Source organism: Methylomonas sp. LW13 (assembly GCF_016865255.1).
Taxonomy (GTDB): domain Bacteria; phylum Pseudomonadota; class Gammaproteobacteria; order Methylococcales; family Methylomonadaceae; genus Methylomonas.
Genome location: NZ_CP033381.1, coordinates 4,205,934 through 4,222,363 on the forward strand (window position 1 = coordinate 4,205,934; position 16,430 = coordinate 4,222,363).

The window sequence follows — 16,430 nt, forward strand, 5'->3', positions numbered from 1 at the left end:
GTTTTGCAACGATTAGTTGTAATAAATACGAAATAATATCTTCACTTCCTAAATAGTGCTGGTCGCCTACTCTTTTACCGGCCGTTTTTCCAGCTTTCTTTGCAAGGTCCTTCTGTGCATATTCAATGCTCTGGCGGCGGCTGAGATGTTACCGTCGTGCTGCATCAGCACCTTTTGCAAGTGCTCCCACTCCAAGCGCTTTACCGATAGCGGATTGTCACTGATGGCTACCGAGGCATCGCCTTCGTTCTTGTACAAAGCACTGACAATCTCATCAGCGTTGGCCGGCTTGGTCAGATAATGAATCGCGCCCAATTTGATAGCCTCCACAGCGGTGGCGATACTGGCGAAACCGGTCAGCATGACGATTTGGGTATTGTCATCTAAAGAAATCAATTTCTTGACCATTTCCAAACCGGAGTCAAAACCGATCCGCAAGTCGATTACCGCGTATTCAGGCTCGGTTTGTTCCGCCAGTTTCATCGCCGTATCAACATCATTGGCGACAGTCACTTGAAAATTGCGCTTTTCCAACGCCGGCTTCAACACCGAACAAAAGGTGACGTCATCATCGACCAGCAATAAATTGGGCTTATCCATAGGTAATTGGTTCATGCATACTCTCCTTAGCTAAAAGCGGCAAACTGATTTCAACGCAAGCACCGCCCGACTCTAAATTACTGAACTGTATTTTACCGCCGAGTCGCTTGATAGTGGTATAAGTCAAAAACAAGCCAACTCCCATACCTTGCTTATTGCTCTTGACCGGTTGGTGCCCGGCAAACTCGATAAATTCAGCCGGCAAGCCTGGACCGAAATCCCGGATTTTCAAGTTTAGCGTTGCTTCATCCCATTCCACATGAAACTCAATGCCCGCATCGACCGGCGATGCCTCGGCAGCGTTATTTAGGATATTAATGATGGAGTGAGTCACCGTACGTTCCGCAATCACACGCGCTTCCATATCCACATTCGGCGAAATAAATAGCTTGAGCCGGGTAGCGGCTTTATGCGTGCGCCACTGGCCTAATACTTCATCGATATATTCGCTCACCAGCATCACCTTGCCGGATTCCGCCCGCATCTCGCCGGCGGAGGCCGACATCACCGACAAAGCTTGTTTGCAGCGATCAATCTGCTGCTGCACAATCATCAGTTTCTGATGCAGATCCGGATAGCGATGCGCCGACAGCTCTTCCGCCATCTCATGCGTCAAAATGGCGATCGTGCCCAGCGGCGTACCCATATCATGCGCGGCGCTGGCCGCCAAGGTGCCTAGGGACACCACGCGCTCGTCGCGTAGCGCACTCTCGCGGGCATCCGCCAAATTGCGCTCCCGCTCTTTCAAGGTCTTGGACAGTTCGACCACAAAAAAAGCGACTAAGCCGGCGCTAAACACAAAACCAAACCACATACCGAATACATGCAGATTGAAATAACGCCGGTCGTTCATCAAATGCATTTGCAGGCTCATTTCCGGCGTCATCTCCGTCATCGCCGGATGGGCCATGTGCGGCTCGACAGCCGGCAAGGGTACGTTGTAGGCAATCAGCACTGTATAAACACAGGATGTAATAATCACCATATTCCAGGCATAAGCCTGCGGCAGCATGATGGCAGTTACAATCAAAGGCAGCAGAAACACCCAAATGATCGGGTTTGACGCGCCGCCGGTCAAATAAAGTAAATAGGCCAACGCCAGTACATCCATGCATATTTGCGAAAAAATCTCGTGCTCGGTAACTTCTTCCGGCGTCCTCAGCCGTAGCCAGGTGTAAAGATTAAGTATGGAAATCGCAAAAATCGCCAGCCACAGCTGGTTTTGCGGCAAATTAATACCCAGGCCGTTTACCGCAATAAACACCGCCACCGTAACGGCAAACAGCATCAAATTTCTAAGAATGTATAACCAACGCAGGTTTTCGCGAATGGATATTTCGGCTTTAGGCAGAATGTGTGAAAGCATAGAAACAACACTAAATTGAAGAAAGCATCGCCGCTAGATACTACCGCCGCTTGCTTAAGAAGGTGGAAAGCCGACCAAACCTGGAAGGCGGCCACCCAAGTATTTAATCGACTTTTGATAGCAACCTTCACTCCAACCACTAGGTGCCAGAGCAAATACGGAATCAAGCTCGCCGCTTACAAGATCGAAAGATAATCTACGAGCTGATCTTTTAGGAACAAGCGTCACGATCTGACAAATCATGCCCTCCCAAAAAATAGTGCGGCATATCACGCACCAGCCAAACGCCAGCCGCCGTTTTTATCCACCCATCTCATGCTCAGCCAGTACCAAAACGTCATAGGCAGCATCATCGCAAACCATTCCCAATCGTCGATCAAAAATAATTTGGCAACCCAGCCATTGCCATCGAAATAGAGCGGCCAAGGCACACAGTAAAGAGTAAAAACAATACTACTCCAGATCAACAGTAACGCGCCTTTGCGGGTTTCTATACTGGACAGGGCCAGGAACACCCACAGCGGGGTTTTATCGGTTTTTTGCATACATCTCTCCACTGAAAAATCTCGTGCCAACCCAATGAGCGGCGCAACAACCTAACAATAAACGACTAGAAAAGAAAGAAATTCCTGATCAAATCCACCAAAACAAACTTCACCACCAAGCGGGGATTATTTCCCAGCAATTGAACTGTGTTATTTAAAATAAGCGTATGAGCTATTTCGCTGAATTTCGCCCGCAGCTCACTCATGCCATCCCAGGAAAAATAAGCAGCAATACAATGATATTTATATATTTTATTAAGTTGGCCCACTATTCGCTGTAACTAGTGTACTTGCTTCGTGGTTTGCTTTCCGAAAGGCGGTTAGTAGGTCTCTATCCCTGCCATGTCTGCCGCCGGCGGAATGAGTAAATCTCTGAAAGCAAGCATTGCCACACCCGTCGTGAGGCGGGGCCGGAAAATCACGGTTCTTAAAAAACGATTTAAAGAAGGCCGGATTGCCCCCATGCGCGCCATGGGCGAGGGCAAAGTTTGGCTCGCTGCTGTTGGTCAAGTTTTGTCAGTTTCGCTGTTACCTTTAATTCCAATAACAAAAGAGGACGATCATGATCTTTCATAAAACGGCTATAGCAGCTATTTTGACAACTGGCCTGGCGGCTGTTTCCAGCCAAGCGTTCGCGCACTCTTACTACAACCTGACCGGCGCGGGCACAGTAGCCTCCGGTAACTCCGCTATCGGCTTCGGCATAGCCAACAGCATCAACGGCACAGACGGTGTATCTGCAAACTCCAACGGCACCAATAGAGTCGCTAACGGTACCAACGTTTATACGGTCGGCGACTTAAACGCTAACACCTTAATTCCGGGCACAGGTACCGCGGCTGAGACAGCCACAGAAGTAGCAGGCAACCTGCCCTATATGTGGTATTCAGGTCAGCATACAACAGCTACAGGTTTCACCAAACGCGAATTACATACGGGCTCCAGCGCTACAGACAACGATGGCGCACTGACAGCAAATCTTATTAACTCAAACCCTAGTTTCGGCACCAATACTATCGGTAGCTTGTGGAAAGCTTACTCGGACAAAAACGGCGGCACCAACGCCGCCACCTGGGGCACCATCATGGCCGATCTGCCAGCTGATGGCGACCATCCTTACTTAGCGGTAGCAGGCAATTCGGCATCAACCGGCCTGGGACTGGACTACGGCTTGATTCATATTAGCTGCGGCGCAAACACAGCAAGCGCTAACTGCGCCAGCGCGGGCAATATCAAAACCACCATTACCGTGAAAAACGACGCCGATTACAGCCAATTTAACGGCTTATTGGACGTGGCCCTGTATCGCAATGTGGACAGCAGTTCCACATCTGACCGTAACGCAGCTGCCACAATCGGCGAAACGGGCCTGCAAGGCTCAAGCTTGGGCGAAGCTATCTGGACAGCCAGCATGAGCAGCACTTCCGACACCTTGTTCTACTCGTTTGTGTTCGACCAAGCCGAGTGGAATGCCACAGGCACACCCGGGCTGCACACCAATGGCTTTTATACCTTGGTGGTCGGCGCGCACGGTGGCGGCGCGCTCGATGGCGTAACCTACGACGTACTGGTTACCACTTCGGCAGTGCCTGTTCCAGGCGCAGTCTGGCTGTTCGGCAGCGCGATGGCCGGCTTGATCGGTTTCGGCCGCCGCAAACAAGCACTAGCGGCTTAATTACCCAGCGGGGTTGCCGCCAAACAACGGCAATCCCCTCACCAAGCGCTGTTTAACAACAGGCTTTAGCTCATATATTTAATTCGATAGAGATCCAAAATGACTGCAAACTTAACCTTTAAGAAACTAGCATTAGCCGGCGCCATGGGCGCGTTAATGTCAATCAGCGGCATGGCTAGCGCTCACGTAACCTACAATTTAGCTTCCGGAGATCCCTTACCAGACGGTTCTGCCGCAGGCCCATGGTCGGCCGGCGATCCAGGCTATATTGGCAATTTGCCCGCCACCTGGGTAGCGATGATCCACAATGACGGCGGCGTTGCCAACTCGCAAACCGCCAGCGGCCACGGCATAGGCATGGGCGCCAAAGCTTATAAAGACGGCGCGACAAACTGGGGGCATACCGCCGATTACGGTTTGTTTGAACTGCATGCCGACGCAGAAGTGACTATCACCGTATCGTCGGACGGCTCCAATCTGCGCCCGGCTTTTGGTTTGTGGAGCGGCTGGGATACCGCGGGTAGCAGCAGTCGTCATCAAGAATACCTGAACAACGGTGCTCTGAATCCCATGGCTGCCAGCCCACTTGGCACAACGCTGGCTTTGGTTGACGCAAACGCCTGGGCCTTCGCAGCCACTCAAGGCACCACCGCCAGCGCGACGCTGACCCGTTTCCTGACTGCCGGTACTTACACACTGATTTTGGGTGGTTACGACGGCACGGTAGGCGGCGCCAATCTGGCCTATACCGCTACCATCTCCGCCGCCGCATCACCAGTACCCGTGCCGGGTGCGGTTTGGCTGTTCGGTAGCGCGATGGCGGGCTTAGTCGGTTTCGGCAAACGCAAAACCACAGAAAACGTCTGAGACGTATCTATGTCACTTAAAGCTGATTTTTAACCCGGCGCCCTTAATTACCAGTGTGATCAAGGGCCGGGTTAATCAGCAAGAAATTGGATCGGTTTCGGTCAAGGATGACCGGGGGCACGGAAGCTCCATTTTTACATCCGTTTGATCGTAGTCTACTTGATCAAAAAGCTTGAACAACCCTGCCCATTCGCTTCATTCGTAACCGAACGCATCGATATACGACGCTAAAATCGGTAATACGGGTTCGTAAAACTTTTCATAGTGCTGCCAACGCGCCACCGAGCGCGAATAAATCGGCTGAGCGACAGCGGCAAAACTCGGCGTGGCAATGTAACGGCCCTTAGCCTTCTCATGAAACGCGCTAACTTCGGCCACCCATTCCAAATCCAATAAGGTAAACACCCGGCGAAAACTGGTTTCGAAATCGTTGACCGTGTCCTCGTAACGCAATTCCATATAACGCGGCTGCATCATCGGTTTAATGTAAAGCCACAGATCCATTACGGCCGCATATTGCTTGGCCACACCTTCCCAGCTCAGTAGATTGACTGTCACGCTAGACGGCTTAAACGCCTGCTGGAAGCAACTCAAACACACATCGCGCGGATCGCGTAGCGCAAAGATAATCCTGGCCTCCGGAAATAGGCTGCTAATCAGGCCAATATCGATACTGTTCAGCGCTACTTTATCGATAAAACATTTATTCAAGGCACCCGCGCCATATTCTTCGCTAACCCGCCGCCAATAGTAAGCGCGCAACTTTCGGACATCATCCAGACCAAGCTGGCGGAGGGCGGCCGGGATGTCTTCTCGCACACCGCTCAACCTTTGCAGCTCTTGGATCAAACCATGAATCAGATCATTTTCATCGGAGGTAAACACCTCGGGATGCGCCGCCAGCACTTGCTCGGTCAACGTCGTGCCGGACCTCAAAAAGCCCAGCAGAAACGTCGGGGCCGGCAAGTTATCGGCAAAGTCGCTGAGAGCCCATCGATGCAGTAACGCCTGATCAAAGCCCTGCTTGTTACGTTGAATCGCACGAAATACCTGTCCGGCGTCAAGTGAGCTGAGTTCAGGTAATTGCTTATACAAAGCCTTAGCTTGCTGGCAAGCCGCAAACGATGCATCGTATTCTTCCAATTTATCCAGCACGCCAACCAACTCCTGCCAGGCGCGTGCGGTCTGCTGCATATTGCGATTGGCGGCTATCACAGCCTGAAAGCGCTGCTTGGCTGCCGGCAAACGGTTTAAATGCGCTTCCAGCACCGCCAGCATATTATTGCAGGCCGGATCATCCGGACGTAACTCGCAAACCTTGCTGGCAAAAGGCAAAGCCTCTTCGAATCGATTAACCCTTGTCAAATACAGGGCGCGATTATTCAGCGCGGCAGGGTTCTCAGGTTCCAGTTTGACCGCCAATTCGGTTAATTTCAGCGCGGTATCCAGATCGCCCCAGTGATGCAATTGCTCGGCCAGTTCCAGCATAAAACGGATATTGCAGGTTTGCTGAGCGTCGATTTCCAGTTGAAGAGCGGCCTGCTGTAGATAGGCTAAGCCTTCCCGGCGCTGCTGCTGCCAACACAAAGCCTGTCCCAATCCGGCCAGTGCTTCTGCATGATTGGGTTGGATCGCTAACACTTGCCGAAACCCATGCAACGTACCCGCCATATCGCGCCGCGCCACGGCTTGCCAGGCTTGTTTTAAGGCGTCGTCCACACTGGGTTGAACCGGCCTCGCCGCCGCCTCGGCTTGCTTTAAACAACAGGCTTTGTATTTCTTGCCGCTGCCGCATGGGCACGGATCGTTACGGCCAAATTTACCGTTGACGGCTGCTGTATTTTTCATATCGTTCCCTGACGAAGTTTGGCATTGATTATGGGCAGCAATTATAAATCCGCCAGCACGGCCAGCGCTTCTTGAATGTTACTGACTGCATGGATTTGCAAGTTTTTCACCGGATCCTTGGGTTTGTTGCTCTTAGGAATAATCGCCTTTTTGAAACCATGCTTGGCCGCCTCGTTGAGCCGAGCATGGCCGTTGGCGACCGGGCGTATCTCGCCGTTCAAGCCCACCTCGCCGAAAAACACCGTGTCGTAGGGAATGATCCGATCTCGTAAGCTGGACACCACCCCGACCAGAATCGCCAAATCGGTGCTGGTTTCGCTGACCTTGATGCCGCCGACCACGTTGGCGTAAATCTCGTCGTTGCCGGTGAAGATGCCGCCGTGGCGCGACAGCACCGCCAACAGCATTGCCAGCCGGTTTTGATCCAAACCCACCGCCAAGCGGCGCGGATTGCCGTACTGGCTTTCGGTGACCAAGGCCTGAATTTCCACCAGCAACGGCCGGGTGCCTTCCCACAGCACCGTCACCACGCTGCCCGGCGACGGCTTTTCGGCGCGCGACAAAAACATTGCCGACGGATTTTTCACTTCCTTCAAGCCGCTGCTTTCCATCGCGAAAAATCCCAGTTCGCCGACGCTGCCGAAGCGGTTTTTATCCGCGCGCAATACTCTAAAGCGCGAATCGTCGGTGGACGACAACACCACCTGAGCATCGACGATATGGCTCAAGGTCATCGGCCCGGCCAGAGACTGGTCCTTGGTCACGTGGCCGACCATGAAAAACGACACACCGCTGCGCTTGGCGTATTGGGTCAGATAGCTGGCGGATTCGCGCACCTGCGATACTGAGCCCGGCGCCGAATCGGAGTCGGCGGTGTACATGACTTGAATCGAATCGATGATGACCACCTTGGGCTGTTCCTCGTCCAAGACCTGGCAAATCTGCTGCACCGAGGTCTCCGCCAGCATCTTGATGCCGGCCGTGTTCAATTGCAGACGGTGGGCGCGCTCGGCGATCTGCTGCAACGATTCCTCGCCGGACACGTACAACACCGGTAAATGCCGGGCGATATGGGCGATGGCCTGCAGCAAAATCGTGCTCTTGCCGGCCCCCGGCGCACCGCCGATCAACACCACGCTACCGGTGACGATACCGCCGCCCAGCACCCGGTCGAACTCGGCCAGGCCGCTGGAAATCCGCTCGGCCTGCGCCAAATTGACCTCGGACAACAAACGCACCTCGCTACGCGCCCCGGCATAGCCGGATTTGTCGCGAGCGGTCTTGCCGCCACCCAACTGCACCTCCTTGATGCTGTTCCACGCCCCGCACTGATTGCACTGCCCGGACCAGCCGGGATAATCGGCGCCGCACTCGGTGCAGACGTAGGCGGATTTGGTTTTTTTAGCCATAGCGATAAAGGTTTAACGATTTAGCCACAAGCCAGCCAAATCATAGCTGAGTTGTTGGTAGTGTTTGATGGCGAGCAGATATACGGCGTCAGTCGGTAAGTACAACAGCAAATAGTCCTCTAAAACATATTCACGGACCGCCGGATAATGGTCGGCAATTCGCCCGGTCGCGCTCAGCGCTTCCACCGAGTCTGGGTTATGGCGAGCAAATAACCGACCCATTTCCGGATAACGCTCGAGATTAGGGATAACGGAGTCCTCCAAACTATCAAGCAGCCGATCATAAGCCTGCGGAAAATTGTTTACTTGCCAATAGCCTTCTATGTCTTGCAAATTGGCGAGAAAGTTATCGGTAAAACGTACCTGCATGGGTCAGGTGGATACGGATTTAGCCCGGTCTTGCTTGATTTGCTTTAACGCTTCGCGGGCATCCTGGTGACGCCCTGCATCGAGATCAGCCAATCCGCGTTCGATTTCATGCAATAACAGTAAGTGGATATGCGCACGCTCCAGGCGATGGTAGTGATCTAAGCGTTCCGCGCCGATCAACGCGGCTACGCCTTCACCGTTTTTGGTAATGATTTTTTCCTTACCGGTTTGCACCTCGCTCACCAAAGCGGATAACTGGGTCCTGGCCTCGGAAAACGGCACTATATCGGCCACGGCAATACTCATAACAACTCCTGAATAGTTTGCTCAAAATTTCGCTCAATATTATGAGCTTTTTGCTGATTTGCATAGCGATACCTCCCGGTTTATCTCATCTTCGGCTGCCTATCTTTGACGCGCCAGCTTGACCACACATTTGGCGCTGTAGTGATTGGTTATGTGCCGGAGCTTACGAGTGGTTAATTCTGCCTTGTCAGATTCTCGGTAGTGCTCGTCATTTCGGCAGGGATAGCCGAAATCCAGACACCACGGACGGATCGAAGCTTGCCATCCAGGCGGGCATGACGGCGTTGCTTAAATCTGACAAAGTAGAATTAATGGCCGGGCTTTTTGAATCTGTTTCTATCGAGCCGTTGCGGACTATGGCTCGATCTGATTCAATGGCAACAGTCTGGCCGTTACCGGTCATTATTTCTCCGCCGGATGATATACAGAAAGGAAGATCATATGCAGATCAATAAATTATCGTGCCAAAGATCATTTTTCGGTAGATATGCCGAGCCTCAGAACCACCTCCCAGACGCTCTACTGCACTCCTGATGACCTCAATACACATGCTATTTCTGGCCGCATTCACGGCGGCCGCATCCATTGGATTTGTCTACTACCAGTCCCCTCGCTGGAACTACGTTGACCTTGTGTACTACCCTCTAGCTGCGATCGGTGTGATCTTGCTATTCTCGTCAAACGAAGTTCAGCGCAAGCTCTTTGCCCTAAATTCAGTGGCAGAGAACAGTCGAACGGCGCTTGAGACAATGCAGCGTGAGCGGCCGAACATTGAGATAGGAGAAACGGAAGCCGCATTCGACTCAAGTTTGCAGAGCATAAAGGTCATTCGTGACTCTGCCTCCGTCTGCGCGCAGCCACCTTCGAGCGCAACCGGTCAGTGCCTAGCAGCCGTCAGATTCGCCGAGCCTACTGCTGCATTTCTGTCGACCGCGCAAGCGGCGTACCCAAACTTTGAGGACAGACTGCTGGCCTCCTGCGCAGCAGCCGACAAGTTGATTGAGAGCCTCACTAAGGGCGACAGGATGTCGTCACTTGTTGCGGGTCCTATGGCTTCCCTTTACCTGTCCGCTGTCTCTTCACGCACTTCGCTAGTATCCGACGCACTTTCGTTCAAGGAGAATATGCAGGTCGAGATCGACAAGTTGCATCAGCAAGCGTTCAAACCAACCCATCCCGGCAGCGCTCTACTTCACGAGATTCAATACGAAGAGGCGTCCCTGGCTCAATTGATTCTTTTCGGCATCTCCAAGTGCACGACTGCCCCCAGACAGCAACTAGAGCACCTCGGAAAATGGAAGGTTTCGACACGAACCAAACAGCAAGAACTTGTGGAGATTGAGAATCAGCGGTTGGCCTTGCGAGAGCAAACGGTCAGCGCCTCGACGTTTTCTTGGATCCAGTTGAACCTCTGGCCCTACGTGCTCATAGCAGCCCTGTCGCTGAAGTTTGGTAAGGGGGTAGCAGCAGTTCGCAAAGCAAGCTGAGGCCTAACATGTTGGTCAAACGGTCCCGCCACGGCCAGGGCGCCTCGCCTCCGCGGGTCAGTTACCTCTACGCTAATCGTTCATTCAAAAATCCACCACGATAGACAGCGTTAGGTCGAAAACGTTATTCAGGAAGATCTGAGTCGTCGTATACCTGAAATGTTTGTCAGTAAAACACCCTAAACAAACGCTGAATCTGCCCAAACTCGTAGAGATAGGGCTGGGCCACGTCGCGGTTGGCGGCGACGACGATCAAGTCGTGGGAGAACACCGAGGTGTTGTACCAGTTGAAACTACCATCAATGACGATGTAATCGTCAATCACGCAATATTTGCTATGGATGGGCGAATACGGCACCGGCAAGTCGTCTTGGCCATAGACCAATCCCACTCGAATCCCAGCATCGCGCAGACGTTGCACGGCCGGTAACAGTGGTCGTGCCAATTCGTCGGCCATACTGCGCTCGACGCCGATTTTGCCTTGACGGGCCAAGTGGCCGTTGAACAGCAGCTGCACATCAACACCACGGTCGCGGGCCTGGATCAAGGCGTTGACGACGCTATCGTGGTGATCGCCCAGCAAATCGCCGATCAAAAACAAACACAACTTCAAGGAGCGGCGCGCTCTATGAATTTCCGCCAATATCGCGTGATGCGGCCGGTAAACCCTGCCATTGGCCATGGTGTGGCGGCCAAAGGTGTATAGCAGATTGAACGGACTGAGCGGATCGACGCCATACTTTTGAATCACGCCGCCGCGCTGGCTCTGGAAGATGTTATCCAGCAAGCGGCACACACCCTTGGAATGAAAACTCATCCCGGATTCCCAATTGGCCCACCAACGATCAAAGGTGATGTTAAACGAGCCGATAATGCAATCCTCGTCGTTGAAGATCACGAACTTGGTGTGCATGTCCGGCTCGACTTCGATCAAGTGGTGTTTGGGCGTGCAAAACACCCCCACTAGTTCAATACCGGAGCGCTTCAAGCGCGCGTAATTCTGGCTATTGGTCAGCGTCATCTTCCGCCAATCGACAATGCATTGCACCCAAACACCCTGCTGGCTGGCATGAATCAAGTGATTAATAAAATCGCCGTCGTCTATGCAATCCACGCTGACTTTGATGGTGCATAAGCGGTCTGGCTGACTGTGTTTGGCCGCGATGACTTTATCGATATGATCGTGAATAAAACGCTTGGGGTGATACGGGTGAAATTGCTGGCCCTTGGTAAATTTGGGGGTCAGTTGCAGGGAATCGAAATGATGGTTGTACCAATCCACATCACTCTGCAATTGACCTGGGTCCAGCTCATAACTGCGGAAATGGTTGGGCGTGGCCCAATGCTCGTTGATATGGCGCTGCTGCGGGTGGTTATCCCTTAACTGGTCGCCGTCCATGAAAATATACTCATGGCGCGAGGCGATGGAATGCTCACCCAAATGCACGATAAACGAGAACTTGATGCAGCTGATCTTGCCGAACTGCCCGGAATACGGCATCACGTAAAAATCCCGCGTCGAGCGTTTGTGCTTGTCCCATTCCACGTCATAAGCATCGGTGTCGACGATATAGGTCTCGCAAATCGACTCCCGATACACCTTCAGCACCACCTTCAAGTTAGCGGCTATGCCGTGCGACAGATGAAAGTCTATCTTGCCCCAGCGAACGTCGAAGGTTTCCCTGAAATCGTTACCTCGTTGGAAACAACCGCCCAATTTGCCAAATACCGGTTTGGCGTAATGTTCTGCTACTTGCATATGGTGCTGCCTAATTAAACAAGCTTTATCTTAATTGTAAAATCGCCTACGGGGACCTCAAAACATTAAAAACCTCCTTCTCCCTCAGGGAGAAGCTTGGGATGAGGGGATTAAAATCCATTGTTTACATCCCTCACCCCAGCCCTCTCCCTGAGGGAAGGGGATTTTTAGAGGTTGCCCCTTTGCAATTCAGTTTATAGCGGCTCAAAGGTTAACAGATAGCCGCAATGATCCGATACCGGCCCGTAATCCTGCTCGGTGAACACGGTTCGCGCCGAGCTGGCCCGCAAGCCGCTATTCCTGTCCATGAAAATGTAATCGATTCGATAATCGTCGGCCAGATAATCCCGCCAATGCGCATCGTTAACCCGAAAAATTTGTTCGAACAACGCCGGGGCGTTGGCGGCGAGATATTGATCTTCGTATTGATGGCCGTCGACCACCAGTTGATAGCCCGTCGAACCGGCGGCGATATTGAAATCACCGCATAGCAAGGTGGCATCCACCTCGGCGCTGCGTTTATCGTTCGCCCACGCGGATAGTCGTTGAAATTGTTGCTGGAAACCGTCTTCCCACCAACTTAAATGCGCGGAAAACACATCGACGGTACCGACATACGGCACCTTGATCCGCGCCGATACCACTTTGCGGGAATGAATGCTATAGGCATCGTGGCTATCGGATACGTAGCGGGCTTCTTGCTCTATAAAGGGATAGCGGCTAAGAATGGCCACGCCCTCGCGGAATTTGTCGAACCCCAGGTGCGACCAATCCGTGTACAGATGAAACGGTTGCGGCAAGCGCTGGTTGATGATATTAGCAGAATTGGACGGCCAATCGCCGCGCCCGTCATTCCAATACTCGGCCACTTCCTGCAGGCAAACCACATCCGCGCCCAACTCGTCGATAGCGTTAGCAATTTGCCAAAATTTCCGGTCTTGGTCTTCCTCTTGGTAACAGTGCAGATTCAAAATCAACAGCCGTAGCGGCGTGCGGCTTAGCGCGTAATTTTGCCCGGCATTGTTATCCCACAGCCGTTGCTGCTTGTTTTCACAGCAGATGCTGTATTGCAAACGAAAAGCGTCCCCTACCCTGATCCGCCCGTTCCACACTTGCGCAAGATGCAAGCCGGCATAGAGGGCTTTATGGGCAGACTTCCTTTGCGCCTGGCGGCGGCAGCTGGTGGTGTGACTGTGTTGCCAATCGTCGATAGTCCAATGGATCGTGACATGGTCTATTTCCAGCGCAGCGTCCACCGCCAGTTTGACCGGCACGGAATGTTGCCCGTCCTGAAGTTGTTCGGCGTGGCTCAATTGCAGCATGGCCGCGGCACTGGTCAATCTAGCCCCACTACCCGCGCCGCTAAAATAGTCGCCACCTTCGTTGTTGTCCCAATATTCGCTGCCGGCTGCTTGCAGACGCAAAGCAAAACGAATATCGCCGGGTATGTCGGCATGCGGCTGCGGCGGAAATAGGATGTCGGCCTGCCAATACTCCTGCCTGTCTTCCGCCTTACGGTTGAATAAGGCCGGCAAAACATGCCAGACGCCATCTTCGCCGGCCCAGAGCACGTCAACTTGCTTGTGATAATCCAGGTCGGCCACCCGCATCAAAAACTGCAAGGATTGCTGACAGGCGGCGGCTTTGCCGGTGACGTTATTGGCTACATACAACAATTGGATGTTATCCATAGCTCCCCCTGGAGGTTGGGTTAAGCAGTGCCCAAAACGGGCCTTTGTCTAGGCGGCATAATGGCGAAAATCGATGTCAGGAAAAATATCGTCCATGATTTCCAGCGCGGTCAGGTAGCGTTCATCGATACGGTTTTTGCGAATCGCATCGTGCAGATAATTAAAACGAGCCAAATGGTCGGTGATGCGTTTGCGCGCATAATCGATAGTGGTACCGGCCTTCATGATAAACGGCCAATCCGAAGACTGCGCCAGCAACAATGACCGGGCAGCCTGATTTAACGCCCGTTGTTGTAAATCACTCACAGTAAAACCGCGTAAATCGTTGGCCAGCTTTTCCATTTCGGCGGCGGCCTTGTGTAACAGGGGATAAATCCAGTCATTGCTTTCGTTCAGCCAATAACTGGAATAACCGTGTTCGCCCCAACTGGAAGCGGCCGGCGTAGCCTGCACATGCTGCAACGGCAATTGCAAATAATCGCCGCAACTGACGGTCTGGATACCGTTTTCGCTGCTCGCCGCCAAGCGTAACACTTGTTCAAGCCATAAAGGCCCTTCGAACCACCAATGTCCGAATAGTTCAGCATCGTAAGGCGCGACGATAAGCGGCGCTTGCGGCATTTCCGCAGTCAGCGCGTCAATTTGCTGCTGACGGCGCACGATAAAATCCTCGGCATGTTGGCGCGCCTTCTGCTTGGCCCGCTCCGGTTGGTACACCTGCTTGGTTTGCTTGGCGCCGGTAATCCGGTAGTACTTGATGCCGGTGTTGATCCGGGTTTCGCCGTCCAGAATATAAGGCGCGATATATTCCAAGGGCAAGTCAAAGCCGATGTCGCGATAATACTCGCGATAATCCCCATCCCCCGGATAGCCTTCCTCGGCGCTCCACACCTGCCGCGACGAAGCCGGATCGCGGCCGAACGCCGCCACGCCATTGCCGCAATCCAACGGCGCATACACACCATGGCGCGGCGGTTGGTCGGCATCCATGACTGCATGGCTATCGACGAAAAAATAAGTGATGCCTTCGGCTTTTAGCGCCTGTTCCAGGCCCGGATAGTAACCGCATTCCGGCAACCAAAATCCGCTGGGTGCAAAGCCGAATTGGCTCTTAAAACTGGCGATACCCACGCCGATTTGATTACGCACCGACACCGGACTGACATTTAACAAGGGTAAAAAGCCATGGGTGGCTGCGGTGGTAATCAACTCCAGGCAGCCCGCGCTGTGATGCCGTTGAAACTCCGTCAGCAAATCGCATTCATAGCGGTGCTGGTAGCGATGCAAGGCGTCCTGAAACCACTGCATATACATCTGCGCCAGCGGCTCGAACTGCGGTAGCCCGCGCGTGCGCTCCAACTCCCGCTCCGCCAGTTCCAGCCGGCCTTGCAGATAATGCAGATAACGGTTTTGCAGCAAGGGATCGCGCAACATCGTCATCAACGTCGGCGACAAGGACAAGGTCAGCCGGTACGGCACTTGATCGACATGCAAACGTTCCAGCATCGCCAACAAGGGCAAATAGCATTCGGTAATGGCTTCGAACAACCAGTTTTCTTCAAAAAAACTGTCGTGTTCGGGATGATGCACATAGGGCAAATGGGCATGCAAAACGATGCTGAGATAGCCTTTGTTCATCGCGGAATTAGTTTTGTTGGCCGGACGCGGTTACGGCAAGCGCCGAAGACGCCTGGGAAGGCAGCATTATAAACTGCGCCATCGCCGGCGACAGCCTTTCCGTCATCGGCGACACTTGCGGCGCGACTGCGGCAGCCTGCGAATACGCCAAGGGATTGAATTCCTGCTGAGCATTGAGCCGACCAATCGCCACCTGATAAATCCCGGCGATGCAGGTGTCGCCGCTGGGCAGCGTAATCTGCTGTTGGCTGCGTTCGGCGGCAACCGGCACATCGAACCAGGTTTTGGCCGATTCAGCCGGCAACGGGACCGCTTCGGGCGGCGCAGGATGACTGTATACGCGCAAGGTCAAAGGCTGGACATCTGCCGGTGGCTCGGTAAGCGGCACAGACGCCTGAGCGGCTTCATCCAGCTGCCAATAGACATGAATATGTTCCGGATCGACCGGCAACGCCACCAGCTTGGCGCTTTCAGCTTGGGCGGCAGCGCGTTGCTGGGGTGGGGCAAATTCGCGATTAATCTGCTGACTAATGCTTAACAACTCTTGCGGCGAGAAGCCAGTACTCGTTAACCGCGCCGCGCCGGCTCTAAACCGGCGCGGGGCAAAACCCCGGCTAATCTCCAGACTGATAGCCCGCATTTCCTCCGCAGAAAGCGGCATGCGGACTTGAGACGGTGAGGAGGAAAAGGCCATCGGCAATGTTAACGGGTCGGGTGACTAGGTTTTATCCTGTGGGTAGCGGACACTCCGCGACGTATCGCCGCAGCGACCAGGCTTTATAGACTCTAACCGTTGTCGATTATTTACGCAAGGCGTAGGCCCGCAGCCCTTATATGCAGTAAAATCAGGACTAATTCACAGTTTCTCGG

At 53.2% G+C, this 16,430-nt stretch carries 15 protein-coding genes and 1 riboswitch; of the genes, 3 read left to right on the forward strand and 12 right to left on the reverse strand.

All coding sequences use genetic code 11. The features are described from left to right. Nucleotides 1–66 precede the first annotated feature (66 nt). The 3 genes from JL719_RS18945 to JL719_RS18955 form a co-directional block, all read right to left on the reverse strand. On the reverse strand, nt 67–615 hold the full coding sequence (locus tag JL719_RS18945) for a response regulator transcription factor (RefSeq protein WP_026603562.1): 549 nt from the start codon (nt 613–615) through the stop codon (nt 67–69). After that, complete coding sequence (locus JL719_RS18950; RefSeq protein WP_033158427.1) at nt 593–1,966, reverse strand: ATP-binding protein; 1,374 nt, start codon at nt 1,964–1,966, stop codon at nt 593–595. Before JL719_RS18950 ends, JL719_RS18945 begins: the two co-directional genes overlap by 23 nt. 269 nt (nt 1,967–2,235) lie before the next feature. Then, complete coding sequence (locus tag JL719_RS18955; protein WP_020483075.1) at nt 2,236–2,511, reverse strand: hypothetical protein; 276 nt, start codon at nt 2,509–2,511, stop codon at nt 2,236–2,238. A 377-nt stretch (nt 2,512–2,888) separates the two neighbouring features. After that, a riboswitch (cyclic di-GMP riboswitch) is annotated at nt 2,889–2,973 on the forward strand. Nucleotides 2,974–3,073: 100 nt separating this feature from the next. On the opposite strand from JL719_RS18955, the gene JL719_RS24160 reads away from it, so the two are divergent. Further along, on the forward strand, nt 3,074–4,186 hold the full coding sequence (locus JL719_RS24160) for a hypothetical protein (protein ID WP_033158424.1): 1,113 nt from the start codon (nt 3,074–3,076) through the stop codon (nt 4,184–4,186). A gap of 99 nt (nt 4,187–4,285) precedes the next feature. Further along, entirely contained in the window at nt 4,286–5,053 is a 768-nt protein-coding gene (locus JL719_RS18965) for a hypothetical protein (protein WP_033158423.1), read from the forward strand. A gap of 195 nt (nt 5,054–5,248) precedes the next feature. On the opposite strand, the gene JL719_RS24165 is transcribed toward JL719_RS18965, so the two are convergent. From JL719_RS24165 to JL719_RS18990, 5 genes are all read right to left on the reverse strand, one after another. Next, a complete protein-coding gene (locus tag JL719_RS24165) occupies nt 5,249–6,901 on the reverse strand; it encodes a tetratricopeptide repeat-containing sulfotransferase family protein (RefSeq protein ID WP_051670308.1) in 1,653 nt (550 codons plus the stop codon). A 41-nt stretch (nt 6,902–6,942) separates the two neighbouring features. Continuing rightward, nucleotides 6,943–8,310, reverse strand: coding sequence for a DNA repair protein RadA (gene radA / locus JL719_RS18975; protein ID WP_033158422.1), 1,368 nt, complete (start codon nt 8,308–8,310; stop codon nt 6,943–6,945). Nucleotides 8,311–8,322: 12 nt separating this feature from the next. Then, a complete protein-coding gene (locus JL719_RS18980) occupies nt 8,323–8,679 on the reverse strand; it encodes a type II toxin-antitoxin system RelE/ParE family toxin (protein WP_033158421.1) in 357 nt (118 codons plus the stop codon). A gap of 3 nt (nt 8,680–8,682) precedes the next feature. Then, the gene (locus tag JL719_RS18985) at nt 8,683–8,985 is read right to left on the reverse strand and encodes a type II toxin-antitoxin system Phd/YefM family antitoxin (RefSeq protein WP_033158420.1); all 303 of its coding nucleotides are present in this window, start codon (nt 8,983–8,985) and stop codon (nt 8,683–8,685) included. Between the two features lie 208 nt (nt 8,986–9,193). Beyond that, entirely contained in the window at nt 9,194–9,388 is a 195-nt protein-coding gene (locus JL719_RS18990; protein ID WP_033158419.1) for a hypothetical protein, read from the reverse strand. 130 nt (nt 9,389–9,518) lie between these two features. Here JL719_RS18990 and JL719_RS18995 point away from each other — a divergent pair, with 130 nt between their 5' ends. Then, nucleotides 9,519–10,472: a hypothetical protein gene (locus JL719_RS18995; RefSeq protein ID WP_129871436.1), complete on the forward strand. Its 954-nt coding sequence runs from the start codon at nt 9,519–9,521 to the stop codon at nt 10,470–10,472. A gap of 166 nt (nt 10,473–10,638) precedes the next feature. Here the strand turns inward: JL719_RS18995 and JL719_RS19000 are convergent, their stop codons facing one another. The 4 genes from JL719_RS19000 to JL719_RS19015 form a co-directional block, all read right to left on the reverse strand. After that, nucleotides 10,639–12,231 (reverse strand): phospholipase D-like domain-containing protein, encoded by a 1,593-nt coding sequence (locus JL719_RS19000; RefSeq protein WP_033158417.1) that lies wholly within the window; start codon nt 12,229–12,231, stop codon nt 10,639–10,641. Nucleotides 12,232–12,425: 194 nt separating this feature from the next. Further along, the gene (locus JL719_RS19005; protein ID WP_033158416.1) at nt 12,426–13,922 is read right to left on the reverse strand and encodes an endonuclease/exonuclease/phosphatase family protein; all 1,497 of its coding nucleotides are present in this window, start codon (nt 13,920–13,922) and stop codon (nt 12,426–12,428) included. Between the two features lie 48 nt (nt 13,923–13,970). Further along, nucleotides 13,971–15,560 (reverse strand): glycoside hydrolase family 57 protein, encoded by a 1,590-nt coding sequence (locus JL719_RS19010; protein ID WP_033158415.1) that lies wholly within the window; start codon nt 15,558–15,560, stop codon nt 13,971–13,973. A gap of 7 nt (nt 15,561–15,567) precedes the next feature. Further along, nucleotides 15,568–16,254 carry a DUF4912 domain-containing protein gene (locus JL719_RS19015; protein WP_084153397.1) on the reverse strand — a complete coding sequence of 229 codons (687 nt, stop codon included), beginning with the start codon at nt 16,252–16,254 and terminating at the stop codon, nt 15,568–15,570. Nucleotides 16,255–16,430 lie beyond the last annotated feature (176 nt).

Excerpts from the sequence above, each read along its gene's own strand:
- JL719_RS18945 (WP_026603562.1), bottom strand. The coding sequence starts at position 615 with ATGAACCAATTACCTATGGATAAGCCCAATTTATTGCTGGTCGATGAT.
- JL719_RS18950 (WP_033158427.1), bottom strand. The coding sequence starts at position 1,966 with ATGCTTTCACACATTCTGCCTAAAGCCGAAATATCCATTCGCGAAAAC.
- JL719_RS18955 (WP_020483075.1), bottom strand. The coding sequence starts at position 2,511 with ATGCAAAAAACCGATAAAACCCCGCTGTGGGTGTTCCTGGCCCTGTCC.
- JL719_RS24160 (WP_033158424.1), top strand. The coding sequence starts at position 3,074 with ATGATCTTTCATAAAACGGCTATAGCAGCTATTTTGACAACTGGCCTG.
- JL719_RS18965 (WP_033158423.1), top strand. The coding sequence starts at position 4,286 with ATGACTGCAAACTTAACCTTTAAGAAACTAGCATTAGCCGGCGCCATG.
- JL719_RS24165 (WP_051670308.1), bottom strand. The coding sequence starts at position 6,901 with ATGAAAAATACAGCAGCCGTCAACGGTAAATTTGGCCGTAACGATCCG.
- radA (WP_033158422.1), bottom strand. The coding sequence starts at position 8,310 with ATGGCTAAAAAAACCAAATCCGCCTACGTCTGCACCGAGTGCGGCGCC.
- JL719_RS18980 (WP_033158421.1), bottom strand. The coding sequence starts at position 8,679 with ATGCAGGTACGTTTTACCGATAACTTTCTCGCCAATTTGCAAGACATA.
- JL719_RS18985 (WP_033158420.1), bottom strand. The coding sequence starts at position 8,985 with ATGAGTATTGCCGTGGCCGATATAGTGCCGTTTTCCGAGGCCAGGACC.
- JL719_RS18990 (WP_033158419.1), bottom strand. The coding sequence starts at position 9,388 with ATGACCGGTAACGGCCAGACTGTTGCCATTGAATCAGATCGAGCCATA.
- JL719_RS18995 (WP_129871436.1), top strand. The coding sequence starts at position 9,519 with ATGACCTCAATACACATGCTATTTCTGGCCGCATTCACGGCGGCCGCA.
- JL719_RS19000 (WP_033158417.1), bottom strand. The coding sequence starts at position 12,231 with ATGCAAGTAGCAGAACATTACGCCAAACCGGTATTTGGCAAATTGGGC.
- JL719_RS19005 (WP_033158416.1), bottom strand. The coding sequence starts at position 13,922 with ATGGATAACATCCAATTGTTGTATGTAGCCAATAACGTCACCGGCAAA.
- JL719_RS19010 (WP_033158415.1), bottom strand. The coding sequence starts at position 15,560 with ATGAACAAAGGCTATCTCAGCATCGTTTTGCATGCCCATTTGCCCTAT.
- JL719_RS19015 (WP_084153397.1), bottom strand. The coding sequence starts at position 16,254 with ATGGCCTTTTCCTCCTCACCGTCTCAAGTCCGCATGCCGCTTTCTGCG.